General features: G+C 60.4%; 22 protein-coding genes, 1 tRNA gene and 2 pseudogenes. 12 read left to right on the top strand and 13 right to left on the bottom strand.

Annotated elements, in window-relative coordinates; genetic code table 11:
• Positions 1-10: 10 nt before the first annotated feature.
• From AB7535_RS15445 to AB7535_RS15425, 5 genes are all read left to right on the top strand, one after another.
• On the top strand, positions 11-871 hold the full coding sequence (locus AB7535_RS15445) for a sensor histidine kinase (protein ID WP_354133871.1): 861 nt from the start codon (positions 11-13) through the stop codon (positions 869-871).
• On the top strand, positions 868-1995 hold the full coding sequence (locus AB7535_RS15440) for an efflux RND transporter periplasmic adaptor subunit (RefSeq protein WP_439035018.1): 1128 nt from the start codon (positions 868-870) through the stop codon (positions 1993-1995). Before AB7535_RS15445 ends, AB7535_RS15440 begins: the two co-directional genes overlap by 4 nt.
• Entirely contained in the window at positions 1992-3068 is a 1077-nt protein-coding gene (locus AB7535_RS15435; protein WP_354133844.1) for an efflux RND transporter periplasmic adaptor subunit, read from the top strand. Before AB7535_RS15440 ends, AB7535_RS15435 begins: the two co-directional genes overlap by 4 nt.
• Positions 3065-6214, top strand: coding sequence for an efflux RND transporter permease subunit (locus tag AB7535_RS15430; RefSeq protein ID WP_354133843.1), 3150 nt, complete (start codon positions 3065-3067; stop codon positions 6212-6214). Before AB7535_RS15435 ends, AB7535_RS15430 begins: the two co-directional genes overlap by 4 nt.
• A 332-nt stretch (positions 6215-6546) precedes the next feature.
• Positions 6547-6876, top strand: coding sequence for a hypothetical protein (locus AB7535_RS15425; RefSeq protein WP_439035017.1), 330 nt, complete (start codon positions 6547-6549; stop codon positions 6874-6876).
• A gap of 149 nt (positions 6877-7025) precedes the next feature.
• Here the strand turns inward: AB7535_RS15425 and AB7535_RS15420 are convergent, their stop codons facing one another.
• Entirely contained in the window at positions 7026-7769 is a 744-nt protein-coding gene (locus tag AB7535_RS15420) for a C13 family peptidase (RefSeq protein WP_439036631.1), read from the bottom strand.
• Between the two features lie 489 nt (positions 7770-8258).
• On the opposite strand from AB7535_RS15420, the gene AB7535_RS15415 reads away from it, so the two are divergent.
• Together AB7535_RS15415 and AB7535_RS15410 are read left to right on the top strand one after the other, a co-directional pair.
• Positions 8259-9251, top strand: coding sequence for a Gfo/Idh/MocA family protein (locus tag AB7535_RS15415; RefSeq protein ID WP_439035016.1), 993 nt, complete (start codon positions 8259-8261; stop codon positions 9249-9251).
• Between the two features lie 878 nt (positions 9252-10129).
• The gene (locus tag AB7535_RS15410) at positions 10130-11782 is read left to right on the top strand and encodes an arylsulfatase (RefSeq protein ID WP_439036630.1); all 1653 of its coding nucleotides are present in this window, start codon (positions 10130-10132) and stop codon (positions 11780-11782) included.
• 296 nt (positions 11783-12078) lie between these two features.
• Here AB7535_RS15410 and AB7535_RS15405 read toward each other — a convergent pair whose 3' ends face one another.
• The 5 genes from AB7535_RS15405 to AB7535_RS15385 all read right to left on the bottom strand — a co-directional run bounded on the left by AB7535_RS15405 (position 12079) and on the right by AB7535_RS15385 (position 15606).
• A complete protein-coding gene (locus AB7535_RS15405) occupies positions 12079-13521 on the bottom strand; it encodes a DUF1254 domain-containing protein (RefSeq protein ID WP_354133870.1) in 1443 nt (480 codons plus the stop codon).
• A gap of 337 nt (positions 13522-13858) precedes the next feature.
• Positions 13859-14071 carry a hypothetical protein gene (locus tag AB7535_RS15400; RefSeq protein WP_354133838.1) on the bottom strand — a complete coding sequence of 71 codons (213 nt, stop codon included), beginning with the start codon at positions 14069-14071 and terminating at the stop codon, positions 13859-13861.
• Between the two features lie 227 nt (positions 14072-14298).
• On the bottom strand, positions 14299-14730 hold the full coding sequence (locus AB7535_RS15395; protein WP_354133837.1) for a hypothetical protein: 432 nt from the start codon (positions 14728-14730) through the stop codon (positions 14299-14301).
• 478 nt (positions 14731-15208) lie between these two features.
• Positions 15209-15409, bottom strand: coding sequence for a hypothetical protein (locus AB7535_RS15390; protein WP_439036629.1), 201 nt, complete (start codon positions 15407-15409; stop codon positions 15209-15211).
• A gap of 50 nt (positions 15410-15459) precedes the next feature.
• Entirely contained in the window at positions 15460-15606 is a 147-nt protein-coding gene (locus AB7535_RS15385; RefSeq protein ID WP_439036628.1) for a hypothetical protein, read from the bottom strand.
• Between AB7535_RS15385 and AB7535_RS15380 the strand changes: the two genes are divergently transcribed.
• On the top strand, positions 15595-15804 hold the full coding sequence (locus AB7535_RS15380) for a hypothetical protein (RefSeq protein ID WP_439036627.1): 210 nt from the start codon (positions 15595-15597) through the stop codon (positions 15802-15804). The two genes, AB7535_RS15385 and AB7535_RS15380, sit on opposite strands and share 12 nt — an antisense overlap.
• A 282-nt stretch (positions 15805-16086) precedes the next feature.
• Here AB7535_RS15380 and AB7535_RS15375 read toward each other — a convergent pair whose 3' ends face one another.
• Together AB7535_RS15375 and AB7535_RS15370 are read right to left on the bottom strand one after the other, a co-directional pair.
• Positions 16087-16299, bottom strand: a complete 213-nt coding sequence (locus AB7535_RS15375; protein ID WP_038976660.1) for a hypothetical protein — start codon at positions 16297-16299, stop codon at positions 16087-16089.
• 1204 nt (positions 16300-17503) lie between these two features.
• A pseudogene (locus tag AB7535_RS15370) lies at positions 17504-18412 on the bottom strand (sulfatase-like hydrolase/transferase); the annotation flags it as partial.
• A 350-nt stretch (positions 18413-18762) separates the two neighbouring features.
• Here AB7535_RS15370 and AB7535_RS15365 point away from each other — a divergent pair.
• Together AB7535_RS15365 and AB7535_RS15360 are read left to right on the top strand one after the other, a co-directional pair.
• Positions 18763-19017 carry a PepSY domain-containing protein gene (locus AB7535_RS15365; protein ID WP_039156949.1) on the top strand — a complete coding sequence of 85 codons (255 nt, stop codon included), beginning with the start codon at positions 18763-18765 and terminating at the stop codon, positions 19015-19017.
• Positions 19018-19124: 107 nt separating this feature from the next.
• Positions 19125-19322, top strand: coding sequence for a hypothetical protein (locus AB7535_RS15360; protein WP_135217200.1), 198 nt, complete (start codon positions 19125-19127; stop codon positions 19320-19322).
• Positions 19323-19358: 36 nt separating this feature from the next.
• On the opposite strand, the gene AB7535_RS15355 is transcribed toward AB7535_RS15360, so the two are convergent.
• From AB7535_RS15355 to AB7535_RS15345, 3 genes and pseudogenes are all read right to left on the bottom strand, one after another.
• Positions 19359-19736, bottom strand: coding sequence for an NUDIX hydrolase (locus AB7535_RS15355; RefSeq protein WP_039148570.1), 378 nt, complete (start codon positions 19734-19736; stop codon positions 19359-19361).
• A gap of 253 nt (positions 19737-19989) precedes the next feature.
• Entirely contained in the window at positions 19990-20229 is a 240-nt protein-coding gene (locus tag AB7535_RS15350) for a hypothetical protein (protein ID WP_439036626.1), read from the bottom strand.
• Positions 20229-20590, bottom strand: a pseudogene (locus tag AB7535_RS15345) (hypothetical protein). The gene AB7535_RS15350 and the pseudogene AB7535_RS15345 overlap by 1 nt, the downstream one beginning before the upstream one ends.
• Before the next feature lie 472 nt (positions 20591-21062).
• Between AB7535_RS15345 and AB7535_RS15340 the strand changes: the two are divergent.
• Both AB7535_RS15340 and AB7535_RS15335 read left to right on the top strand, forming a co-directional pair.
• Positions 21063-21305: a DUF6894 family protein gene (locus tag AB7535_RS15340; RefSeq protein WP_038937291.1), complete on the top strand. Its 243-nt coding sequence runs from the start codon at positions 21063-21065 to the stop codon at positions 21303-21305.
• 327 nt (positions 21306-21632) lie between these two features.
• Positions 21633-22916 carry an ATP-binding protein gene (locus AB7535_RS15335; RefSeq protein ID WP_441279795.1) on the top strand — a complete coding sequence of 428 codons (1284 nt, stop codon included), beginning with the start codon at positions 21633-21635 and terminating at the stop codon, positions 22914-22916.
• A gap of 1825 nt (positions 22917-24741) precedes the next feature.
• Here AB7535_RS15335 and AB7535_RS15330 read toward each other — a convergent pair.
• Together AB7535_RS15330 and AB7535_RS15325 are read right to left on the bottom strand one after the other, a co-directional pair.
• Positions 24742-25971, bottom strand: a complete 1230-nt coding sequence (locus tag AB7535_RS15330; RefSeq protein WP_039148576.1) for a tyrosine-type recombinase/integrase — start codon at positions 25969-25971, stop codon at positions 24742-24744.
• A 160-nt stretch (positions 25972-26131) separates the two neighbouring features.
• Positions 26132-26221, bottom strand: a tRNA-Ser gene (locus tag AB7535_RS15325).
• Positions 26222-26260 lie beyond the last annotated feature (39 nt).

Genomic DNA, 26260 nt, shown 5'->3' with positions numbered 1-26260 from the left:
CACAGTGACGATGTTGAGCCCGGACCCGCACCGCCCACAAGACGGCGTCCTGCTGCGTGAACTGCATCACAGGGTCGATAAAGGGATCGCCTCGGCGATCGATCTGGTCTCGGCCGCGGTCGTGCGGGCCGATGGGGCGGAAGCCAAGGCCGCCTTGAGCGATGTCGTCGAGCTGCTGCACGGACACGCCGAGCTGCATCGTGCGCTCGCAATGCCCCGGGGCGAAGCCCTCAATGACGCCGCGACTTACATTCGCAGACTGGGCTGCGCCCTGCGCGAGTCGCTGTTGGATCGAATGGGGATCCGGCTGGCATTGACCACTGAATCTCTCCCGCTTCAATCGGAGCGGTGCTGGCGGCTTGGCCTGATCGTCCATGACCTCATCGTAAACGCAGCGAGGCATGGGTGTTTCGACGCGCGCCCCGGCGAAATCAAAGTCAAGCTGGCGCGCATCGGCGCGGTGGCGAACTGCGTCGTGCTGGATAACGGCTCGCGGTCCGCGCGGGCGGCCCCGGGCCGGGAGCTCCAGATCAGCAGTGACCTTGCCAAGGGGCTCGGGGGACGGATCGAGCATGGCTTCGCCGCCGAGTTCACATCTGTCGTTCTCTCGTTTCACTTGAGCGAGCGGGAGCAACGGGCGAGCTGGTCGATGGCGACGCGCCGCATCAGGTCGCCGCGCCCGCTGAGAGCCAGGTCGTCCGTGACACCCGGCTCGAGCTCCGGCCTCTCGGATCAGGTCGGACGCCAGGCCGCAATCGAAGCGGATCCAAACTTGTTGCGAGCACGTCCGAACGAACCGGCCCCGCTTTGCAAGGGCTCGGACATCCTTGGCGAGCTGCTGTCACCCTCTCACCGCATGGACGCGCTATGAAACCGCGCTATTCGAACCGCACCAAGATCGATCGAACCGAGCGGATGTTGAGGCCTCTCGCCGGCTTGGCGCTCGCCCTTGTCGCAGCCGCGCTCAGCGGCTGCAACGATCACACAGGTGCTCCATCCGCGCGCGCCGCGTTCGTGCGCACGGAGGTCGTCCAGCCGAAGGACCGGCAGGCTTCGATCACCCTGACTGGCGAGGTGCAGCCCCGCTTCCGCGCCGATCTGTCGTTCCGTGTCAGCGGACGTGTGATCGCGCGCTATGTCGATGTCGGGACCCACGTCAAGGCCGGCGAAGTGCTGGCCCTTCTCGATCCCGCCGAGCAGGAGGCAGATGTCGATGCTGCGACCGCTGCTGTCCTCGCCGCGGAATCCCAGCTGCGTGTGGCGAAAGCGACTTTCGAGCGGCAGAAGGCGTTGATCGCGAGCGGCTTCACCACGCGCACGGCCTACGACCAGGCGCAGGAAGGATTGCGGACCGCGGAAGGCGCGCTCGAAGCCTCAGGAGCACTGCTCGGAACGGCAAAGGACGTTCTTGGCTATACGGCGCTGCGAGCGGAAGCGGACGGCGTCGTCACCGCACGCAGTCTGGAAACCGGTCAAGTCGTACAGGCTGCGCAACCCGTATTTTCGCTGGCGCAGGATGGGGAGCGGGACGCCGTCTTTGACGTCTATGAGTCCATTTTCCTCGGCAATGCCGACGACCGCAGCGTTTCGTTGGCGCTGGTCTCCGATGCGGGCGTGACCGCAAGCGGCCACGTTCGGGAGGTCTCGCCGGCGGTCGACGCCAAGAGTTCAACCATTCGGGTCAAAGTAGCGATCGAGGACCCGCCTGCCGCAATGACGCTTGGAAGCCCCATCGCAGGGTCCGTGAAAGTAAAGGCTCAGCGGCAAATCGCATTGCCGTGGCGTGCATTGATGGCCGCGGGCACCAGGCCAGCGGTCTGGACCGTCGACCCGGCTACGCGGACAGCTTCGCTGAAGCCGGTAACAGTCGGTGGCTACGAGGCCGGAGAAGTATTGATCAAGGCAGGTCTCGAGCCGGGCGAGCGCGTCATCGTCGATGGCGGCAAGCTTTTGAGCGTGGGTCAGCCCGTGACTTATGAAGGAGATCTCTCATGACCAACCGCGCAATGATTGTGGCGGCCCCGCTTGCATGCGCGCTCGCACTTGCCGGATGTCAGCAGGAGACAATGGCGCCGGAGCCCGTGCGGCCCGTCCAATCGGTGCTTCTCGAAGCGGACCACGCCGACGATGCGGTTGCGGTGGGCGTTGTCGAGCCGCGCTACAAAACCAATATTGGATTCCGGGTGCTGGGACGTCTGACCGCGCGCCCGGTCTATGTCGGCGATCTCGTGAATGAAGGACAGACGGTCGGCATCATTGACCAGACGGCCCTGGAGCTCGCCGTTCGCTCGGCCAAAGGGGAGCTTGCCAAAGCAGAGGCGCAGTTCGCGACCGTCAGAGCGACGGAGGAGCGGCAGCGAACGCTCATCACCACCGACGCGACCACAAAGCAGACGCTGGACAACGCCGAGCAGGCGCGGGCCGGCGCCGAAGCAACGGTGGCGCATGCACAGGCAAACCTGACCAAGGCGATCGAGCAGCTCGGTTATTCGCAGATCAAGGCCGATTTCGCCGGTGTGGTCACCGCAGTCGGCGCGGAAATCGGACAGGTGGCGTCCCCGGGCCAGAGCGTCGTGACGATCGCAAGACCGGATGTGCGCGAAGCCGTCGTCGATATCGGACAGGACTTTCCGGTTCCGCTGGAGGTCGGCCTGCCGTTCACGGTCAGCCTACAGATCGCGCCCGCCGTTCAGGTGCAAGGCAGCATTCGCGAGATCGCGCCACAAGCCGATCCGGTAACGCGCTTGCGGCGGGTCCGCATTGCGCTCAGCAACCCGCTTGAAGGCTTCCGCCTCGGCGCGACCGTCACCGCGAAACTTGACAAGGGCCAAGCCCGGATATTGCGGCTGCCCGCCTCGGCGGTGCTCGTCAAAGACGGCGCGAATTTCGTCTGGACGGTCGATCAGCACGACAGCACGGCTTCATTGCAAAAAATCGATGTGATCGCTGACCAGGTGGGCGCGCGCGTGACCGGCGGCCTCACTCTCGGCACACGTGTCGTCACAGCCGGAATCCACAGCCTTAAGCAAGGACAGCGAGTCCGCATTGAACAGGATGAGAAGCCATGAAGTCGTTCAACCTCTCCAATTGGGCGCTCGGCCATCGCTCGCTCGTCTGGTATTTTATGATCGCCTTCATGGCGGCGGGCCTTTTCGCCTATCTCCAGCTTGGGCGGCAGGAAGACCCCGACTTCACCATCAAGACCATGGTGATCCAGGCGCAGTGGCCGGGTGCCTCGCCTGAAGAGATGACGCGCCAGGTCACAGACCGGATCGAGAAGAAGCTCGAGGAGCTGGAATCGCTCGACTACACCAAGAGCGTGACGGTTGCGGGCCAGACCACAGTTTTCGTGTATTTGCGCGACAGCACCAAGGCTGCCGACGTCAAGCCGACCTGGATCCGAGTCCGCAACATGATCGCGGATATCAAGGGCGACTTCCCGCAAGGGGTGATTGGGCCGGGCTTCAACGACCGCTTCGGCGACGTGTTCGGCAACATCTATGCGTTCACCAGCGACGGCTTGAGCCAACGTCAGTTGCGCGACCAAGTGGAGGACATCCGTGCCAAAGTCCTGACCGTGCCCGATATTGGCAAGGTCGACATCCTGGGCGCGCAGGACGAGGTCATTTATCTCGAATTCTCCACCCGCAAGATCGCGGCCCTTGGTCTTGACGTCCACTCCATCATGAATTCCTTGCAGGGGCAGAATGCAGTCGCCCCATCGGGCGTATTTCAGGAGGGGCCCGAGCGGATCAGCGTTCGGGTGAACGGACAGTTCACGTCCGAAGCAAGCCTGAAAGCAGTTAATCTGCGCATCAACGATCGCTTTTTTCCTCTGACCGACGTCGCAACCATCACGCGCGGTTATGCTGATCCGGCCAAGACCTTGTTCAGGTACAACGGGGAGCCGGCGATTGCGCTTGCCATTGGCATGAAGTCCGGCGCAAATCTGCTGCACTTCGGCGAGGCGCTGAAGGCGGAGATGTCGAGAATTATTGCCGACTTGCCGGTCGGCGTTGGCGTTCACCTCGTCGCCGATCAGCCCATCGTTGTTGAGCACGCTGTGTCTGGCTTCACCGAGGCGCTCTTTGAGGCCGTGATCATAGTTCTCGGCATCAGCTTTCTCAGCCTGGGCATGCGCGCCGGACTTGTCGTCGCAATCGCGATTCCGCTGGTTCTCGCCATCACGTTTGTCGTGATGGCATATGCAGGCATTTCGCTTCAGCGAATTTCGCTTGGCGCCCTGATCATCGCGTTGGGGCTCCTGGTCGATGACGCAATGATCGCCGTTGAAATGATGGTGGCGCGGCTCGAGGTCGGCGATCCCGTGGAAAGGGCGGCAACCCACGTCTATACCTCGACCGCCTTTCCCATGCTGACGGGCACGCTGGTAACCGTCGCTGGCTTTATTCCCATCGGGCTCAATAGCAGCAGTGCGGGCGAATTTACCTTCACGCTGTTCGTTGTCATCGCCGTCTCGCTGATCGTCTCCTGGATCGTCGCGGTGCTGTTCACGCCGTTGCTCGGCGTCACCATCCTGCCCGCCAAGATGAAGGGCAATCATGGGGAGAAAGGCCGCGTGGCGCAGCTGTTTGCGCGTCTGCTTCTGTTCTGCATGCATCACCGCTGGATGACCATATCGGTGACGGTTGCGGCCTTCCTGCTCGCCTTGTTCGGCATGCAGTTCGTGCAGCAGCAGTTCTTTCCGTCCTCGGATCGTGCTGAGCTCGTGATCGACTGGAATTTGCCGCAGAACGCTTCCATTGCCGATACCAATGCGCAGATGGCGCGGTTCGAGCGAGAACAGCTTCTGGGCAATGATTCGGTCGATCACTGGTCGACCTATGTCGGCACCGGCTCGCCGCGCTTCGTCCTTTCCTTCGACGTGCAAACCGCCAACACCTGGTTCGGTCAGCAGGTGATCGTGACCAAGGGCGGCATCAAGGCGCGCGATCAGGTCAAGGCACAGTTCGAGGACTACCTGAAGAAGACGTTCCCCGGGACCGACACCTACGTCAAGCTGCTCGAGGTCGGCCCCCCGGTGGGGCGCCCTGTGCAGTACCGATTGAGTGGGCCTGATACCGCGAAGGTGCGAGATCTGTCGCAGAAGCTCGCCGGCATCGTGCGGACCAACCCCGATCTCGGCAATGTCGTGTTCGACTGGATGGAGCCGGCCCGCGTCGTCAAGGTCGACGTTCTCCAAGACAAGGTGCGCCAGCTTGGCGTCACATCGGAAGACATCGCCACGACCTTGAACTCCGTGCTCGAGGGCACGCCGATCACCCAGGTGCGCGACAGCATCTATCTCGTCAATATCACGGGACGTGCGACCGCGCCGGAGCGGGCTTCCATCGACACCCTGCGCGATCTGCAATTGACCGGGCTCGGCGGTCAATCCGTGCCGCTCGGTGCCGTGGCCAATTTGCGTTACGAGCTCGAGCAGCCGACGATCTGGCGACGCGCGCGGATCCCCACCATCACGTTGAAGGCCGGCATCGTTGGCAACGCGCAGCCCAAGACGATCGTGGATCAGCTCGCTCCAAAAGTCGCAAAGTTCACCAAGGAGCTGCCAGCCGGCTATTCGGTGAAGCTCGGCGGCTCCGTCGAGGAGAGCGCCAAGAGCCAGGCGCCGATCGTGGCTGTCGTTCCGCTCATGCTGTTCGTCATGGCCACGGTGCTGATGATCCAGTTGCAGAGCTTCCATCGCTTGTTTCTGGTGTTCGCGGTCGCGCCGCTCGCCGTGATCGGCGTCGTCATGGCCCTGCTGCCGAGCGGTGCCGCGCTTGGCTTCGTCGCCATCCTCGGGGTGCTCGCCCTGATCGGCATCCTAATTCGAAACTCCGTGATCCTCATCGTCCAGATCGAGGATCTCCAGAAGGAGGGGCGTCCGGCGTGGGAGGCCGTCGTAGAGGCGACCGAGCATCGCATGCGGCCGATCCTTTTGACGGCGGCCGCCGCAAGTCTCGCGCTGATTCCAATCGCGCGCGAGATCTTCTGGGGGCCGATGGCCTACGCTATGATGGGCGGCATCATCGTCGGCACATTGCTGACGCTGCTGTTCCTGCCCGCGCTGTATGTGGCTTGGTTCCGGATTCACCCTGATCACAACGAGAACTCATCCACGCATGAGCCCGCCGTGCCTGCGCACGACTCGCCAGCCACGGAGGCGATCTCCGTATCCAAGCCGGTGCCCGTCCTCGTAACTCAGTTTTAGCAAGAGCAAGACCATGTCCCGCAAGATACTGATGATGCTGTCGATCCCCGTGACGCTCGCAACCGTTGTCTCCCACTGTAGCGTTCGCGCCGTTTCCTCCGCCGTCCCCCATGGCCGGGCGCTCGCCGATTGCGGCCGGCGGGCTGCCTCCGCTGGCAACCGGAGGTCCTGCGGCTTTCGCGGAGCGTCCTCCAATAGGCCCTGGCGGTGCAACCCGTGTTGGCCTTAGCGGCCCGGCATCTCTTCTAGGTGAGAGACCTGCGCCGCGCGGTGCTCTCGCCGCGGCTAGGCGTCCCGGCTCCGCTGGTCGCAGAGGCCCAGCGGTGGCGAGTGTGGTTCGCGGCACATCGGTTACTTACAACCGCTTTGGGGACGACGGCCGCTACGGCGGATACCGATACGGCCATGGCGCCGCCTATGCCACAGGTGCCTATGCTGCCGCAGCCACTGCCGGCTACGTCTATGGCCGTTCGCGCGACCGCTATAACTCCGACAGCGGCTGCAATCCACGGATCACCGCTCCTCCAAACTGGAGCAACCAAGGCGCTGAAACCCCAGCGATTTTAGTCGATCCTTATGAAGCATGCGCGAGTAGCTACGGTGACAAGCTACAAACAATTGGCCCAAACGTGCGCAACCGCCGACAGAAGGTAACACTTTAAGATCGGCGGCACGCGGGTGCGGCGGGGAGTTCATTTGCCCGGCGCACTCGCGAATGTGATAAAGCGACTTGTTCCACGAAACCGTGATGGGATGTGCATTGCGGGTGCACGCCTGCAAGGAATCGCCTCAGGGCTTCGCGGCCGGTTGTTCAAGGGCGTCCGACGAGCAACGGCAGGACGTCTGCGCCGCCTGCCATGAGGGGATTCGACGGCTCGAAATGTTCCCGCAATTCTCGCTTCCGGACGAGTGAGCGCGCATCCAGAAACGCATCCTTCAGATTAACGGCTTTCCGGAGCGCGATGTTGAAAAATGCGTCGCCGAAATAGGTCCACTTGGCCTTGTCCTGACAGCCGAACGACGGATGGTTGGCATCGGCCGCGGTGATGACCAGCACATCGGGATTCGCCAGGCGCGGGATAAAGACCCCGGAATAACAAGCCGAGATGACAACCACCTTGTGTCGCACACCTGTCTTCGCGAGCATGTTGCTGAGACGAGATGGCGTGAGCGTCTCTGTGTGCCGCCCCGCCTTGATTGCGAGGCCGTCTGGAGAGCCATGCGAGGTGAGAATCAAAAAGAGAACGTCTTTCTCAGCATCCAGGCGGTTGGCTGCCGCCTGCAACGACCTGGTCAGCGCTTCGATCGTTGCATTTCCACCCTTCTTGGAATTGTACTCCACATTGATCGATCTAGTCCGAAAACGGCCAGCTACGACCTGAGCTGCGCCGGTCGCCTCGGATCTAAACACGCCTTGATCCCCGAACAGGCCAAAGGACACCACGCCAACCTTTCCAGCGTCCTCAACAGCATGTACCGACGAAACTAACGGCCAGATGGTCAGAAAAAAAGCGACGAGCGGCGCACCGAGCCTGATCGAGGACCTGGAGGTCATAGCGAACCTCGTTTCGAGATCGCCGCGAGAGAACTACCGCTCAACACAAATAGTGAAAACCCAGTGTAGTTCCATTCTTCGGAACGGACACGCATGAGCCCGGAAATGCGAAGTAGCGGCACCTCCGATTGAGGTCCGCTTAGTGGGTCGGAGCGGACCAGGTTTGCTAACGCTAGGTTCTTCGCATTTTGACCCAACGCGGACATTACCCCGGAGATCTTGCGGCAATGATAGCCGCGGAATCTTTGCGTGCTGCGCGGGACACAAGGACGTTATCGCCGCGCGCAGCAACTACACAAGAAAGTTGTGCGCGCAACTCTATCGGTGGGTCTATTTAGTTATTTGCGCTGTTTTTTGATCACCCGCTCGGACCCGATCGGCCACGTCAGTGACGAAGCGATGCGGAGGTGCTCGCAGCCGTTGCTTTTCCTTTTGAAGGCCCGACTCTGGTAACGAAGGATTCGAAATATGAAAGGAGAGGGGACCTCGATGTCGAGCCCGTTGCGAGTCGGCTTGGTCGGCGCATCGAAGATCGCGATTCGCTCGGTGCTTGCGCCGGCGCGCGTCCTTCCTGGGATCGAAGTGGTTGCGATTTCCGCGCGCGATCCTGGCCGGGCGGAGGCCTATGCTGCCGAGCATGGCATCGGCCGCGTCTATGCGAGTTATGCCGAGATGCTTCGTGATTCCGCGATCGATCTGGCCTATGTCGGCACCACGCCGAACGTCCATGCCGAGCAGGCGTTGGGCGCGGTCGAAGCTGGCAAACCGGTTCTCGTCGAAAAGCCGTTCGCAATGAACGCCGACGAGGCGCAACGCGTGTTCGAGGCGGCGCATGCTGCGGGCGTGCCGGTGTTCGAGGGAATGCATTCGCTGCATCACCGGCTCTGGGCGCGGGTGATGGAGGTGATCGAAGGCGGCATGATCGGCGCCGTCCGCCATGTCGAAGCCGAGTTCAGCGCCTTCATTGCCAAGGAGGGTAATTTCCGCTGGGACGCGCAGTCGGGCGGCGGCGTGCTGCGCGATCTCGGCGGCTACCCGCTCGCCTGGGTGCGGCGTGTCTGCGGCGATGCCTTCCGGGTGACGCAGGCCGAGCTTGAATTCGAGGAGGGCGTAGGCGCCCGATTTTCGACCGAGCTGATGTTCAAGAGCGGGGTGAGTGCGGCGGTCCGCGGTTCGATGATCGCGACGCCGGCGCGGGTGCGCCTGATCGTGGAAGGCGAGCGCGGCCGGCTCGACGTCACCAACCCGCTCGCACCGCAGCTCGGCCATTTGCTGCAGCTCAACGTGGACGGCAAGGAGCGCACCGAGACCCTCGAAGGCCCCAGCACCTTTGAGGCGCAGCTTACGGCGGTACGCGCCACCCTGCAGGAGGGCAAGCCGTTCCCGCTGCCCGCCGACAGCTATGTCCGATCGATGGAGGCGATCGATCGCGTCCGCGCCGTCTTAGCCGAGCGCTATGGCGCGCCGGGCGCGCTCGCCTGAAAGTTATGTTCGGCCGCGTTGCCTTCGGAATTTTATCGTGGCGCTGATTTGGTCATTTGCGCTGTACTTTAACTCTGCAAGATTCGACTGCAGCTCGGAGGAATGGCGTCGCCGGAACGTCCACCCAGGATACGCCGGGAGCGCGTGAAAGCTCGGGCATTGGAGTTGGAGATGGAATTACCAGCCGAAGAAGACGGTCGATTACCCTAATCGGGCCTGCTATTTGCCGTGACGGCAAGGCAAATGATTTAGGCGGAAAATCCGGTGTGGGGAGGGCGGGCACGCGGGCCAACCATGGGTTTGTGGTCCCAAAAGCCCGCCGACTGCGTCGAGCAATGTCCGAGTTCGAGGGCAAAGCGGAAATCATATGCTCGTACTGAGTTCTTCTCAGTTTGACCCGTACCGGACGTCGGGCCGAACTCTGGACGATTCGTTCGTAATCGATCTCAATGTTGCGCCCGCAGTTTGTGTCTGACGAACGGTCCTCCGCCCGGCTCCCGCGACGCGCGCGGCAAACATGTCCGCCTCCGGACAAGATGAAATCGCAAACAGAAGGCTAACGAGCTGTCCGTCAATGTCAGCATCACTGACGTACGCACGAACGCCTGGTCGCAAACCGCATTCGATGGTTGTCCTGCTTGATCTGAATCAAAAGCGGGCTCTCCCGAGAATTGGAGGTTGGCTTTCCGTGCGTCAGGCAAAAAGCGTGACAGCACTGCAACCGGAGAGTGACCATGTTTGACTGCATTCTCAAGAACAGGCCGCGAGCTGGAGCGAGCGTTTCGCCGAGGAAGACGACAGGTTGGCATAAGCGGGTCACGGCTACATTCCTCGGAGCAACGACACTTATGTCATTGTCAATAACCGGGCTGACGAGCATGCCCGCTGCGGCACAGCAGCAGAAACCAAACATTCTCTTCATCATGGGCGACGACATCGGCATTATGCAGCCGAGGATCTACCATCAAGGCCTGATGGTCGGTGAGACACCCAACATCGACCGCATCGGACGAGAGGGTGCGAAGTTCATGACCTACTACGCCGAGCAAAGCTGCACTGCCGGGCGCACCGCCTTCTTCACCGGCATGACGCCGCTGCGCGCCGGCATGATTCCGCCGCAACTGCCCGGCAGCCCATCCTTCCTGCAGCCCGGCACGCCGTCGCTGGCCAAGTTCCTGCTCGACCTCGGCTACAACACCGGCGAGTTCGGCAAGAACCATCTTGGCGACCACTCGGCAGCGCTGCCGACGGCACACGGCTTCCAGGAGTTCTGGGGCTACCTTTATCACCTCGATGCGATGCAGGGCGTGAGCTTCCCCGACATCAACAAGACTCCGATTGAACAGGCCATCGTTGCGCCTTGCAAGAACACGCCGGTGCGCGGACTCGCGGAGGTCCCAGGCGCGGTGGATCCCGCGACCACGCTGTGCATGACGCCGCCGCGGCCGGTAATCGCCTGTACCTCTTCCGACGGCACCGAGAGGAACCAGACGTGCAAGGACGAGGGCCCGATGACGCTGAAGCGCTCTGAAACCGCGGATGAGGAAATCTCGGCCAAGGTCATCGACTTTCTCGACCGCAACGACCCGAAGAAGACCAACAAGCCGTTCTTCGTCTGGTATAACCCGGCGCGCATGCACATCACCACCATGCTGTCCGACAAGTACATGGCAATGGTAGGGACGCCCGGTGGCAGGGACTGGGGCGTCAACGAAGCCGGCATGAAGCAGATGGACGACAACATCGGCTATGTGATCAAGAAACTCGAAGACATGGGCCAGCTCGACAATACGATTGTAGTCTTCACCACCGACAACGGCGCCGAAGTGATCACCTACCCCGATGGCGGCAACACGCCGTTCAAGGGTGGCAAGCTGACCACCTGGGAGGGCGGCATGCGCGCTCCGTGCGTCATTCGCTGGCCGGGCCAAATCAAGCCTGGCACAGTCTTGGACGACATCTTCGCATCGTACGACTGGATACCGACCTTTGTTGAAATCGCCGGTGGCGCCAAGGGCAACGACCTCAACAGGCAGATCATGGCGGGCACGTATCCCGGCATCGTCAAGACCAAGCTTCAAGGCGTCAACCAGCTCGACTATCTGACCGGCAAGTCGGACAAATCGGCACGCGATCACTTCTTCTACTACGGAGGTCCGGTTCCGTCGGCAGTGCGCTACAAGAACTGGAAGATCTACTTCGCGATGGCATCAGAGGCCGCGAGCGGTGGCCTCCTGGGGGTCCATACCTTCCATTGGCCTTTGGTCAACAACATCAAGCGGGATCCGTTCGAGGGTTCGGTTGGTTTCCAGCCGTCAAGCCTTATGGGTCAGAGCGGCGCACTCGCCGGACCGGTGACCGCTTATATCTACGACTGGAACATCATTCCTGTTGGCCAGGCGCTGTGGCTGCAGGAGCTCGAAAGCTACGGGCCGTACCCGTCGCTGCAGTCCCCGGCGTCCTACAGCCTGGCCCAGGTTCTGACGGAGGTGAAAGAACAGATGAAGAGGACTCGCGCAAAAGGAGATTAGGACGTCGCGAGACTAGATAGCCTAGCAACGCGTCTGATCATGCTCGCGGGCGGCTCGAAAGAGTCTCCCGCGACTCTCTCTGCCGGCGATTTCAGCAATTGGCCCTTAGCCGAACAAGGCTGAGACCATTGTAGTGTCGGCTATCGGCGGCAGATCGGACGCGGGGCCGTGCTCACTTCGACCGCCGCTTGTGACCCTAAGGCGACATTGCATCCGTTCAATCAGCCGGCGCACTGGCAATGGGGTTCTCCACCGCGTGGTGCTCGAGCCTTTAGTTGGCCGCTCTCTGTATCGCTCTATGCGATCCGCTTTATGCCGGGCGGCTGCCATGTCCCTTCGCCCGGCGGCAAGATCGAAGGTGCTTCGGTCTTCGGCCAGTAGAGCCGCATGACAAGATAGATCGTGTCGTTCGGCGCCGGCAGCCAGTTTGCTTCCTTGCCAGCGCCGGGCGACTTGTTCTGGATGTAGAGCGTTAGTGATCCGTCCGCATTCTTTTTCATGTTCGGCAGCATCGGCGAGTTGATCAGATAGCGGTTGATCGGATTTTCGATCAGGAGTTGGGACTTGCCGTCATACATCGTCAGCGACCAGAACGAATTCACCGGTGGCAGTTTTCCGGCCGGGAAAGTCAGTGTGTAGTTGTGCTTGCTGCCGTCGAGCGTTTGACCGTCGCCGTCAACGCGCGTGAATGGATAGGTCGCTTCCGCCGGGTCATTACCATAGATGCCGGCCTGAGCGGCGACGGCACGCTTCAACCAGTCGCCATTGTAGTGGGCGCTATCGCCTGGAAGACCGCTAACCCGCCAGCCATTGATCGCCTTGCCGACATTGGCGACGGCCTCGTCGACTTTCCGCTGGCCTTCCTTCATGCCAAGGCCTATCTCCAGTTTCTGCTCCAGAGGGAGGTCCTTAAAGTTGAAGGTCTTGCCAGGCCCAATGCCGATGCGTGCTAGCTTGGCGCGTATCTCTTTCTCATTGCCCTGCGCCGGCGCGAATTGCAGCGCGAAGTCGAGATAATCGAAGAAGTTGGTCTTCACGAGTTCCTTATCGATCTTGGGGAAGTCGATGGTTGGCGCGGCCGGCGGCGGCGTCTGCTTCAGATAGGCCGATAGCATCTGCACCTTGTAGCCAGCCTGCACCTTCTTGACGTTGTCGAGATCTTCCGGACCGAAAAGCTGGGTGCGATAGCCTGCGACGGAAAACTGTGTGCTCGAACGAAACACCTGCTTGATGCCCGCCGGGGTGTCGCCCTTCCAGTCGGGCCCGACCACCATGTAGTCGCCGGCCTCGCTCCCTGTGGCACGGGTGCCTATATAGCCGTAATTGTAGGTATTGCCGTCGCATAGCATGACCGAGTAGTAGCGCTTCGGATCGATCGCCGGCACCGAGAGCACCACCGGCTCCGCCCGCAAATCCATCCACACGAAGGAATAGGGTGTGTCGCTGTTCGGCGTGACGATTGCGGTATCTTTGTAGGTGAAGACGTTAGGTTCGTTCTTGATCTGATTGAACGGAGCCTTGAACTGCCCAGAATTCCGATCGATCGCATATTCATGCATGACGGCATAGTTCATCACGATAGGCAGGCCGTAGACGAACCCTGCCTCGGCAATGTCTTTTGCCTCGAAAAAACCTGAGCGATCGACGCTGGTCTGTGCGTGCGCGGGGACAGACTTCGCCGTCGATGCAGTGATGGCAGCCAAGGCGGCCGAACGAAGAAGATCGCGCTTAGTAAACATTTTCCGCAGTCCTTCCAGTTCTTTGTGCTCAAGCGCGCATGCGCTGCTCGCAGATCGATTTGTTTGAGAAGTTTCGCACCTGCCGCGATGGTTGACAATGCAAAATCGGACAACCCTAAGCATGCCCGGAGGTCCGTTGTTGGCCCTTAGCGTCGAAGCGTACCCATCACTTCGGCGTCGGCTGTTCGGGGAAGACCGGACATGGATGCAGGTATGCCAAACCGACGCGAATTGCACTAAGCCGCTGTCGCGGTAGAGCACGACGGCTCGATATCCGCGGTAGGGAAGTGGCTCCGCTGCCCGGCGACAGATCGGCCCGGGTGGGCTCTGCCAGCAATTAGCTGCGCATGGCGGCGCGGAAACCGACGAAGCTCAACGCGCCCGCCACGGTGACGGCAATCCAGCTCACCCGAAACGGTACATCGACGCCATTCAAGGTACGGACCAGCGCATCACAATCCGGATCAACTGCAAAAGCGCGCTCAGGGCAAAGATGGCGGCGGCGAGCGTGCAAAAGGTTCTTATGGTCATTGCCCGTCTCCGACGGCACACGAGGACGTGGCTCGCCCCCGCAGCCAAAATGGGGAGGGGCCGGCGCGGCGGCCGCTCCCTTTAAGCAGGGAAGTAGCTAAACAGAGCCATTCTCGATGTGTCGCACAATCGCCGTTTCGCGACGCCGCGAGTCGGGATCACTTCCGCTTTTGGCACAAATGCGAAGTGCAGCGATGTCCGCGGTTACTGTGAGCGGCACTTCGTCCCCACAATCCGCGGGCAGTGTTACTGCGCCAGAAATCTATATGCGACAATCAGAGCCACCACGCTCGCGAAAATCAGCAGTGCTGGAAGGAGTTCTCGGATCATTGGCTTCGTCGAATGCAGTGCAGCCGATAGACCGGGCTGATTAGGCCGTTTCTTGAGCCGCACGACTTTGCCCTCTGTCATTGGTGTGCGAGCCTTTGGTTCCGGGGGCGCGCCCACGCCTCCCATCTCGCTGTAATAAGCGCTGTAGACCTCGCGAACGGCTAGGGCCGTGGACTCGGCCTCGCTCATTGTCTCGAGCCGAGTTCGATAGTTAGTCAGAAAGCTTTGGGCGCTGGACGGCAGGTCATCGAAACCACCGAGCTTGGCCATCATGAGCCAGGTGGCAAAATCCGCCTCAGCCTTCGTGCGCGCTTTCTTGGCGATACTAGCTTTGGAGCTAGAGGACATGGTGGTCCGATTGGTTTGAACCCGGCCGCGAAGCTGTTCATTGACACCATCCGCGCGGCGGGAAAGGCAATTGGCAATCCAGTCACAGTAATGACGGCGCGGGAGAGTTCAAACGCGAATCTTACCAACTAGTCGGCTCCTGGCCCAGGTTGAAGCGGACTGAGCAGGCTCGCTAGGGTAGGGCTCACCTCCGCTGATGCCCCAACGGCAGTAGCTCTGCGACGCACATACGAACAGTAAGCGCGGAAAACAGCGCCTGCAGGCCGATCCATTAACGTTTGCGGATATCCACTCCTTCGCACCCCGGCCGCATTCTTCCGCACGAGCAAAGGGATATGGCAATTGATCGGCCAAATCCTCAGCTCTTCCACGGTCGTAAGCCACGGTCCGGGTGCCGCGGCGAAAGAGATTTGGCCCAGCCTGTCCAAAGTCGTTGGCGACCAGATAGACGGTCGGCTCGTCCGCCGACATGAGAGCATCAAAGCTCCTCCAGACCTTTGAAGAACGGATCGGCGGACTTGGCGTGATGCTCGATCTCGGCAAGCAGCTTCGGCTCGACCCAGATGCCCCAGTGCGCGATCCGCTTGGCATAGGGCGGTGTCTTGCGGACGAGCGGTCGAAGCTTCTTGCACAACTTGGCGGCCGATGTCTTCAAAGCCGTGGTCGACCTTGACGGCAAAAACCAGATCCTCGCCTTGACGACCGAGATACATGCCGTCCCACTTGCCCTCATCGAGGGCGAATGGCGGTGGTGAGCGTCTCGCGCTGGGCACAGGTCTTCTTGACCCAAATATTGCTGCGGCCGACCGGGTACACGCTGTCGCACACCTTGGATACGACGCCTTCGAGCACGACCTTGCGGGCATGGGCAAACATCTCGCGCCCGTCGATCTCGAAACTCTCTGTGAACTGGACGTCGGTGCTGGCGAGCGCGCCTGCACCGAGGTGCAGCGGCAGGGCCTGGCGTTCGGCAGCTTCATCGAGACGGCGGAGTCGCGAATCCTGGTCGGCTACGTCCGCGCTTGGCTGCGCGACACCTTCGCCGCCTTCACGGGCGCTGGCATCCAGGAGTGATCGAGCAGAGCAGGGCGTAGGAGCCGGATTCGAGCAGGGCAGAGGCGGCGCTGAACGCGCAGGAAGCGTGACCGGGGTGACTGACGGCTCATGCCAGGAGGTGAAGGAAACAGAGAAGGAAATACGCCGCCGGGCTCCAATACATGTCCCGGCGGCGGTGTTCATTTCCAGCCCCGAGATGGGAACTAACAAAAACCTCGGATATAGGTCCTACGCACGAAACCGAGGAAGGTTTCAGGCCCGCTGGTGCACGCCGCCGGGCCTATCCGCTCCCGGGACGCCTTAGACGACCCTAAACGTGCGGCGTCGATCGCGAGCTCTGACCTGCCGAGCGTATAATATCTCCGCAACTATGGCGTAGGCGCGCTCTCTGGGCACGCCTAGCGCGACCTTGCCCTTGATGAACTCTTCGAGGCCGACCAAAAGTTTACGTTCAGCCTCTGTCATCTGTTGAAGAGCGCACGTTTCCTGCTTGAGTGCGTCGTCGTCAGACATCAGTGCCTCATCCTAGTGGTGGCTGCAGCGAGCCGGGACAAGTACGGCGCCGGGCTTAAATTGGCCCGGCGGCGGTAAGGTTCAATCTGTTGGGATGCCAACTCAAAGGCCCGCTGGTTCACTGGCGGGCCTACCACCAATAAGCAACCCCTGCCGGTTTACGACAGGGGCTGCCGCGGATGGATGGCCTGAGGCTAGCGCCGGGGCGTCTAGGTGTCACGCCAAGGACCCGCTGAAAGTCAACGCCGCTCGGCGCCTCGCAGCTAGCAGATTTGTTAAGCAGCGCGCACAAATAAGCGGCTTCTTAGGGCCGTGTCGGGTTCGATCACGTGTACCAGGGCGGAATACACGTTTTGGTTTTACCAATTGTTCTGCAGTACGCATTGCGACCACCAGTCACGCTAGCGGTTCGCCAGCTTGACCGATCGAAAAGCGGTCGCGCAAGCCGTGGTCCCCCGACACACGGGCTTTCTAACTCAACGATGCTGCGATATTTTAAAAGCCATGCCTCGGAGCGCAAACCGTAACCTGCCGAAATCTGCAGACCTATTGGCCGCCAAGGACGAGCTTCTTGCTGGTCGACGGATCGTCATTGGTGCTTCGGCTGGACCGCGTCTTAGCGGGAAGAAAGGCATCGTTCTTGGTCAGGGAGCGACGGCCACTCAGGTCAAGGTGCTCTTAGACGGTGCCAAGGGCTACGTGATTCTCCATGCGCGATACGTTGATCTATTCGAGGATCGATCCGCTACCGAGGGGGTCTAGAATGACCGAAATGAAGGCGCGGTACGTTGTTTGGTATGAGCGACCGGTGACCGGCCGGTTCACCGTACTGGATCTTTCACTAGATGTGCCTGCGATCGGAAAAGGCGGGAAGCCTCTGTCTGGCTTGTCGCACTCCATTGCTGAAGCAGAGGCCGATAGACTGAACGCTGCCCGCAGCCGACCGAGGGGCCCAGAAAGGGGATGGACGGAAAGGGGCAATTGAACCGCCGGGCGACGCATCGTCGGCGCTTAAAGCGCTAGGAAATAACGAAGGCCGCAGTGATTGAAGTCGCCGCGGCCCGCGCATGGTCAGACCGGGTAAAAAGATCTAAGTGAAATATGGCCAAATGCTCTATGCGACCTGATCATCCTTTGTGGGACTTCTGGATGCTCGGGGACAAGTGGCCGATCCGAACGGATCGGCCACTTCTGACGTTCGCGACTAATCGCTGCGACCGGCAATTTTGGCCTGCTTGATCTGTTGCAGCACCTGGTCGAGGTTGTAGCTCGCCGGGTCCTGGAGCGGCGGGTACGCAATATAGGTCTCGAGTTCCTTCAGCCACAGCGACTGGCCGATGGGCAGCATGTTCCAGTCATAGACGTAGGCTGTAGAAGGGGAGCCGATTGTGCCGCCCAGACCCATGAGTGTCTTGTATTGTGAACCGATCGAGGTCTCGAACGGGTCTCGCTTGATATTGACGACCTGGGCCCAGTGATAGGGAGCCGCACCGGCAATAAAGCCCTGCGGCACGTCGGATACCATCGTGAAGTAGATCTTCCAGTTCTTGTAGCGGACCGCCGACGGATCCTTGCCCGAATAGTAGAAGAAGGTATCGCGCGCCGACGTTTCCGAACGCCCGGAAAGGTATTCGGTCTGATCGACGCCATCGAGCGTCGTCTTCACGATGCCGGGATATTGACCGGCCTCGATACGCTTCTTCAGCGCATCTCCCTTTGCGCCACCGGCGATGTTGACAAACGTCGGCAGCCAGTCGAGCGCCGCGAATATCTCGTTCTTGATGGTGCCGGGCTTGATGACCCCCGGCCAGCGAACGACCAACGGAGCGCGCATGCCGCCTTCCCAGGTGCTCAGCTTGCCGCCCTTGAACGGAGTGGTGCCGCCGTCCGGAAAGGTGATGGTTTCGGCGCCGTTGTCGGTGGTGAACACGACCATCGTGTTGTCGAGCTGACCCATGTCCTGGAGCTTCTTGAGCACATAGCCGATGTTGTCATCCATCTGCTTCATGCCGGCCTCGTTGAGGCCCCAGTCCTTGCCGCCGGGCTCGCCGACCATGGCCGCGTACTTGTCATTCAGCACGGTCGTGATGTGCATGCGCGCAGGGTTGTACCAGTCGTGCCCGTTGCGGGTGAATAGCCGCACGGTCTTTCCGTGGCGCTCGACGCGCAGGCGATAGCCGTCATACTTGATTTCGTGGATCCAGTCGGGCCCGGCCGGCACCACCTTGGCGGCGGTCGGCAGGCAAAATTCGAACGCGGTACGCATGCTGCGGAGATAGGGATCGTCTTTCCCATAAGAAGGGGCAGCATTGTCGGTTTTGACCCGAAGCCGACTATCTTGTCCCCAGGAGCCCAAAACGGACGTCCATTCGTTTGCGTCGATCTGACACCAAGTCCGCGGGCGAGACAGAGGAACATCAATTCAGCGCGCCCGTTGAAGCCTTTCATCGAGAGGAGGCCAAAATGAAGCTTGCCACAATTCTGGTTCTCGGTTCCCTCGCCATTGGCTCAGCAGCGAGAGCAGACCAACCCGGGCCTGACTGGATGCCGATGGAGCAAGTGAAGGCCAAGGTCATGGAGTCGGGCTATTCGCAGGTCACTAAGCTTGAAGCCGACGACGGCCAATGGGAGGGCGAAGGCATCAAGAACGGACAGAAGATGGAATTCCACGCCGACCCTAAGACCGGCGTGATCGTGCGCGAAAAGCCAGACCACTAGCTTTGAGAAGATGCAAGGTGGGTGGCCAGTTGAGCCGCCCCCTGGGGGCATTACAGTATTGACGCATCAGCATCTGGCCCGAAACGACAATCGGGATCGCACTGCAAATGCGCACCAAGGATGTCACCAAAGCCGCCGCGCTCTATATGCTCAAGAATGGTCTTGCGAGCTATAAGGAAGTCGCCGAGCTTTCCGGTCGATCACGGCAACTCATTCGCATTTGGGGCGGGAAGGTTGGTGCACCGGGAGCCCGAAAACGATATCTGAAGAAGGTCTGGACCCGCGCTAAACGGTTGCGCGGTTGACCGCTGGGTTCGAGGCCGCAGTTGCGAGCGCGTGGTCTACTTCGGAAACAACTTGTCCCGGATGTAGCGCGACGTGGGCGTGAGTCTGATGCCGCGCGGCTTGCGCCAAGCCGCTTTGTCGATCTCGTTCTTATCGCCGATCCTCAGGGCACCGGACGCCTTCTTGGCCACAAAGATCGCGTCGCTCATCTGTCGTCCGGACTGACGGTTTTTTCCCTTTACCTCTTTCCAGAGCTTCACTGGCCCAAGTTTTAGCTTCGGCAGTTCCTCGGTGATCTCGCGGCGAAGACACTTCCTCTCACTTTCACCCGCACGCTTACGGCCGCCCGGGAACGCCCAGCGCTTATCGCGCCGTCGTCGGACCAGAAGTACTCGCCCATTCTTAGCGGCGACAAGTTTCGAGGATTTAGCCATCTTCCTACGAATCGATTTCACAATCCGGCATCAGTTTACAGCGGGGTTCGCCCCGCAGTGAAGAGCATCGTTCCCCTATGATTACGGAGCAATCGGTTTACGTCCACGTCGCTGGTTCGCGCTGGGCCAACGACTGGTCGCGCTGTGCGTATCGGGCGGGTGAGCGCCGAAGGCGGCTCTTGTGGACCCGCCGATGAAGTCGCCAGCGACCGTTCGGCGCTACTGCGAAGGCGCTTGGGGCCGCTCACAAGGCTCAGTGCCGCCAGCCGTCCTTGTCGACCTCCACCCGAAAGCCTTCCGGCATGCGCGGCACTTCACCTTCGCCAGCAGCGTTGCAGGCCGGGCAGGGTGCGCCAGCGCCGCCACAGGTGCAGGCGCGCGCGCCGTCCCAGGGGCGGTCCGGGTGGTTCTCGCAAACCCAGCCGAGATCGTCACAGTTGGCGCACGTCGTAGCCATTGCACCGGCCGCCAGGGGCTTTTCGTCGCTGGGCATCAGGCGACTCCGCGCAAGGGCAGCGCTAGCTGCATGTCGAAGCGCCTTGTGGCGTTGGCGATGATGAAGGCTTGCAGTGCAGAAGAGACCTCAGTGTCAGTGTCAGATGCGCGCTGGGCCAGTGCGTCGGCGACGTCGGAAGTCGCATCTCGCGACCACCCCTCGATGGGATTGAAGGACACAATCCGAACTGGATAGGCGACTGGCCGGACGGGAGATTTCGCAAGATCGTCTCGAGGTCGGTCTCAGCCTCGTCGGTCTCGCGCCAGGCGCAACCGGCGCGCGCGCCAAAGTCTTCAAGCACCAGATAGATGTCGCGGTCGAAGCGGTCAGCCGGCACGATCGAGGGCGCGGAACGCATACGCTACTCCGATCGACAAGGGCGGAGACACGGCCCCGGCTGCAGGGGACGAGGGGGGTAGGCCGGGGCCGCTCCGCCAGCTCTGGCAGCGAGCCGGCGACGACTCAAATAAGCGCCCGTGCTCGTCGTTCCTATTGGGATCACTCCAAAAAATTGGCTCGTGCCCGACCTTAGGAGAGCCCTGACGGTACTTAACCTCAATGTCCGAAGCTGATCTTTGACTGGCCTTACGGCAAAAGGGAGGCTGAGCTCTTGATCAACATTGCTGAGTGCCGAGAACATACTGACCTCTACAAGAGACTTTCTCGCGCGAGCGGTATTTCCAAGGATCGCGTCGCCGTCTTGAAAAACATTGCCCGAGGAATGAGCAGAGGTAGGATGCCGGCACTGCTTCCGGCGTCAGTCCCAGTTTGATTTGGGTGTGGCCTGCTTTACGAAAAGAACAATTTGAGGTCGGCGTCGTTCTGGTCTGATGAGACGGTATTACTTTGACATCAGAGAGGGTGACGAGATTTTCCCGGATGAGGAAGGTCTGGAGCTCTCAACCATAGAGAAGGTGCAGGAAGAGGCGGCGCGCTCGCTGGCCGATATGGCCCGAGATGCCGTCGGCACCCTAGGGACCAGTGGCCGACAGATGTCGATTGAAGTCCGGGACGACAGCGGTCCGGTGCTCCACCTCAAATTCACATTCGCGGTCGAACGGCGCAGGCATTGAGGCCGCCTCCGTTGGCGGGCTGTGTTCCTTCTGTCGGGAACCCGAGTTCTGGTTTATGGTCCCGAGATCACCGCCCAGTCCGAGGCGTCCATCGGTGACTGAGAGTGCTTCATGCTCCCGCCCCATATGCGAGCGGAAGCATGTGTGAAAAGTGCACTCTGTACGACGATAAGATCGCCCGATATCGACGATTGTCACTCGGGATCAACGACCGGCAAACACTGGACGAAATTGCAATCCTGATCGCACAGGCGACGGAAGCGAAGGCCGCCAATCACCCCCCCGACCCGAAAGAGTAGGGCCGCCTAAGTTTGGCGGCTTCGGTCATTGACCTCTTCAGCCTGCGCCGCCGCTAACAGCGTTTCTGAACTCACTCGAAGCATGGCGCGCTTTCACCTTAACAAAAAAACCACGGCAGAATACTCAACATGCGCAAAGGGGCCGGCTGTGACCAATCCAAGTGAGACACGAGGGCATGAACGCCGGCTGGCGGATTTCATTCGGCAAAACCACGCCGCTATCGTCAAGGAATGGATCGATTTCGCGCGAACTATATCGCCGGCCAGCGACAAGATGACGAAGCTAGCTTTGCAAGATCATGTCGTGGATATTCTCGGGTTTATTGCAGACGACCTCGAATCTGCGCAGACTGCGCGAGAGAGGTTTGATAAATCGCGCGGCGTGGGCCCTCCAGAAAATCCGTTTTCCGAGAGCGCGGCTGAGGTTCATGCCGCTCTTCGCCTTGCCGATGGTTTTGACATCGACCAGATGGTCTCCGAATACCGGGCGCTTCGCGCAAGTGTTGTGAAGCAATGGGTGGCTCATCATCAAGGGCTGGCTGCAACCGATGTTGAAGACCTCACGCGATTCAATGAAGCGATTGATCAGGCTGTCACGGAGTCGGTAGCTCACTACACTAAGACGATTAATGACTCCCGCAATTTGTTCTTGGGCGTGCTGGGTCATGATTTGCGCAACCCCATAGGCGCGGTTTCGATGGGTGCTCAGTGGATGGAGCGATCCGGAATAACAAATCCGAAACAGGCAAAGGTGGTTTCGGAGATTAGGACGGCGGCCGGTCGGGCGACACAAATTTTAAATGACTTACTCGATCTCACGCGCTCGTCCTTCGGTACTGAAATTCCAGTTGTAAAGACCAAAATCGACATGGTGGCGCTCTGTCAGGAGATTGCGGATGAGCTACGCGCCATCCACACGGATCGTGATTTTGAGGTCACGCACGACGGAGATCCTACGTGCTCGTGTGACGCTGCGCGCCTGGGGCAGGTGCTGTCGAACCTGATGGGCAACGCCATCCAATATGGCGACCGAGAGCAGCCTATCACTGTGAGGATCGCAGGCAACGCCCCCGACACCGTCACAATAGCCGTGCACAACATGGGTTCACCAATCCCCCCGGACACACAAAAATTAGTATTTCAGTCTTGGATGCGCGGCCAGGACGTCAGCGATGAGTCTGAGCACAGTACACATCTGGGCCTCGGTCTCTATATCGCGAAATTAATCGTCGAAGCCCACGGCGGCGAAATTTCTGTCGCCTCCAACGAACAAACGGGAACGACATTTTCCCTCCGACTTCCGCGCAGTTGAACTCGCAGGAGCAGGGCTACACACTTCAAGGCTGTCCTTGGGCGAAGAGAACGGCCCCGGCGCCGGAGGGATCAAGGGGTAGGCCGAGGCCGCTCCGCCGGCTGTGGTCAGCGAGCCAGCGACGATTCAAATACTCGGCCGCCCTTGTGTTCCCTTTGAGTCCTTGTCCCGCAAGAAAAGGGCCCCAGCTCAAATGGGGGATGAGCCGGGGCCTAGAGGTTACCCTCGACGAGCCTCGAGGGCGTCGGGAAAACTTGGCAAAAGCGACGATGTTCCTGGCTCGGCAGAACCCCCTCGGCCAACAAACGTCAACGGTGCAGGGTAGCACCAGATGCACGCCGATCGTGCGGAACGTCGCAGCACGGGCCGCAGGTGCCGGACGAGACCGGACCCTGCGGCCGAGCGCGCGCTGTGTGAAACAGGCCACAGGCAGGGGAGATTTAGGACTTGGCTGGGAACATCTATGTTGCGCCCGGCTTGTGTTCTGCGGTGACGGTCTCGGTCCCACGAGACAGAAGCCTGTCCGGAAGCCGCAGCATCATCACGCCCCCCGGCCCGATGCTGGGGCCTCCACGGGCAGAGGATTCAAAGATGGGTCCCAATGCCAATACGGTTTTGGGCGTTCCGCTGGCGGCCGCCCTCGCGTACTTCATTTTTGTGCATTAGGCGCTGGCCTGTTTCCGATCGCGGTGGCTTATGTAGGGGAGTGGCCTTTACCTTCGGTGACTGGTGCGAGGTGATCAAAATTGACCATAAGTCCGGTAGCGTACATGCCAGACTAGCCCCATCACCGCGCAGCCCTTGGCATCTATCGGTGATGAGAACGCCATCACGCGCTCCCGCCTCCTTCCCTTTGGACAGGAGCTGGCGCCATGCACCGACGCCGCATCAAGCAAACTACATCTCTTGAAGAACGCCTTGCCGAACAAGCCCAGCGGCTCCGGCAGGCAGCCAAATCGCTTCCGCCAGGTATCGAGCGGGAGCGGGCGATCCGCAAAGCTCGGCAAGCCGAGACCGGCGCTCACATAAGCGAGTGGCTGACCTCGCCGGGTCTGGCACCACCGAAATGATCGGATACCACGCCTACCTCATAGGCTCCGATGGTCACATTCAACAGCGGATCGACCTCCTATGCGATGCCGACGAGGCCGCAAAGGAACAGGCCGAACAGCTTATGGATGGTCATGACGTAGAGCTGTGGCAACTCAACCGCAGGATTTGCGAGTTCAAGCCAAAGAGTGAGGCCACCTCAGTTGGCGTTCGTTGTCGCCGGCCGACCGCCATGAGAGACTGACGGCCGCGTCTCGGAGGGAATACCGATGCGCCTGGCATTGCCTTATCTGGGAATTGGTTTCTGCGCGCTTCTCTCGGGCTGGTTGTTCTTTACCCTGATCTATTGAGTGAGTAAGCCATCGCCCGAGCTGAGCAAGCGTACATATGTCCCACTCTCGTGGAGCTGGAGCCAGCCGCGCTCGATCGCGTGTTTGAGCCCGGCGCCAAACTCGCTGCGACTGCCCTTCAGCTTGAACAAGAAGGGCGCGTCCTCTCGATATAGATGCGACCGTCCTGCACGGCCGCGACGTCGGCTGCGAGCTTGACGAGCTTGCGCGCGGCTGCCTCCGGATTTGCGTATGGTCGTTCCTCGGCGTGCTTCATCGGCGTGTCCCGTTGGTCGCCTTCGCGGCGGTGATGCGCGCGGTGCGGGTAGCTCGCCGCCGGTTTCCAGCTGTCGAATGTGGTCCCGGATCCTTAAGACCTCGTTGTAGAGATCGTCGACAAGGGGCCGCCCGCGAGAACCGGCGGGCCTTTCGCTCGGTAGCCGGAGTTATCCCACCCTGCGGTCTTGCAGCTGAAACACATTGCTGCCGGTGAGGAATGCGGCCCAATCCTTCATTAGAGCCCGTCGCTTTTCCAACTTTTGGCCTCGCTGATAGGCTGCGGTGGTCTCGCTCTTGTATTTGTGGGCCAGCGCGGCTTCGCGTACGCCGTCCGGATAATCGGTGCATTCCTCCGCCCAAGTCGCGAAGGTTGATCGGAAACCATGGACGGTGACGTGTCCGTAGCCGAGACGATCAAGCACTGCGAGCATTGCGTTTTCTGAGAATGCTCCGCCATCAGGTCCGGCGAAGATTAGTTCGCCTTCGCGTCCATCGCGCAACTCGTCGAGCACCGCCAAGGCGGGGGCAGACAATGGAACGTAATGGTCCTGGTCCATCTTCATTCGGTCGCCCGGAATTTTCCAAGTCGAATTTGGCCGATCGATCTCGGACCACCGCCCCTCGACCGCCTCGTTGGTGCGGCAAGCCGTAAAAATTAGAAAGCGCAACATGGCAGCAGCTCTGCCTGGCGCGCTAGCTAGAAGCCTCAAAAATGCTGGTGCTTCGGCATAGGCCAAAGCGGGATGATGCCGAACGACTCGCTTGGAGCGTTTTGGTAATTTCTCGCGCATCTGCCGTGTCAGTTCGGCTGGGTTGCGGAATTCCGGATCATCGATATCGACGTTCTTTGCGATGATCGTTTCAATTCGGCCACGGACGCGGTTCGCAGTCTCCCGCTTCTCCACCCAGATTGGCTCCAGCAGATCGTGGATGTGGCTTGGCTTGATCTCCGGAATCGTCAGTTTGCCGATGGTAGCATAGGCGTAGCGTTTGAGGGAGGACGGCCATTGATCGCGATGCTTCTCACTCCAGGTCGACCAGTTCGCCCGAATGTAGGCTTCCGCACATTCTTCAAAGGTTGGCAATACCATCTTGGCCACGACGGTTTTTGCCTCGTCGCGTTCTTTTCGCCGTTCTTGAACGATGTCGATACCGGCAGTGCTGCGATCACCTTTAACACGCAGTCGGGCCGCATCTCGCGCAAGCCGCGCATCCTTTAGCGATACCTCCTTCAACGAGCCAAGACCGTGCCACCGCTCTTTGCCGTCTTTCCAATATCTATACGACCAGCTTCTCGAGGTCGGTCCTGTGACGATCAAATACAGGCCGCCGCCATCGGCGTATTTGCCGGGCTTTATGAGGCGCTCTACGTCGAGTGGTCTGAGCCGTCCAGCCATTGTTCCTCCAAGGAATCGTCCTCCGAACCCACGGTCTTCAGCTACGGTCAGTGACCCGATTAGGAAGAACACCAACGAACTGCGAAGTACAGTCGTTCGGCGTAAGTCACTGAAGTTGCTGTGGAGTTCGAACGACCACGAACAGTGGCGAACAATATACTGGCGGAAGGGGTGGGATTCGAACCCACGGTACCCTTGCGGGCACGCCGGTTTTCAAGACCGGTGCCTTAAACCACTCGGCCACCCTTCCGGAGCAATAGTTTCAACCACTTAGCGGCTGGCCCCGTTG

Source organism: Bradyrhizobium sp. 956_D2_N1_4 (assembly GCF_052076025.1).
Lineage (GTDB): Bacteria > Pseudomonadota > Alphaproteobacteria > Rhizobiales > Xanthobacteraceae > Bradyrhizobium > Bradyrhizobium barranii.
This window is presented reverse-complemented; position numbering and strand designations above follow the sequence as displayed.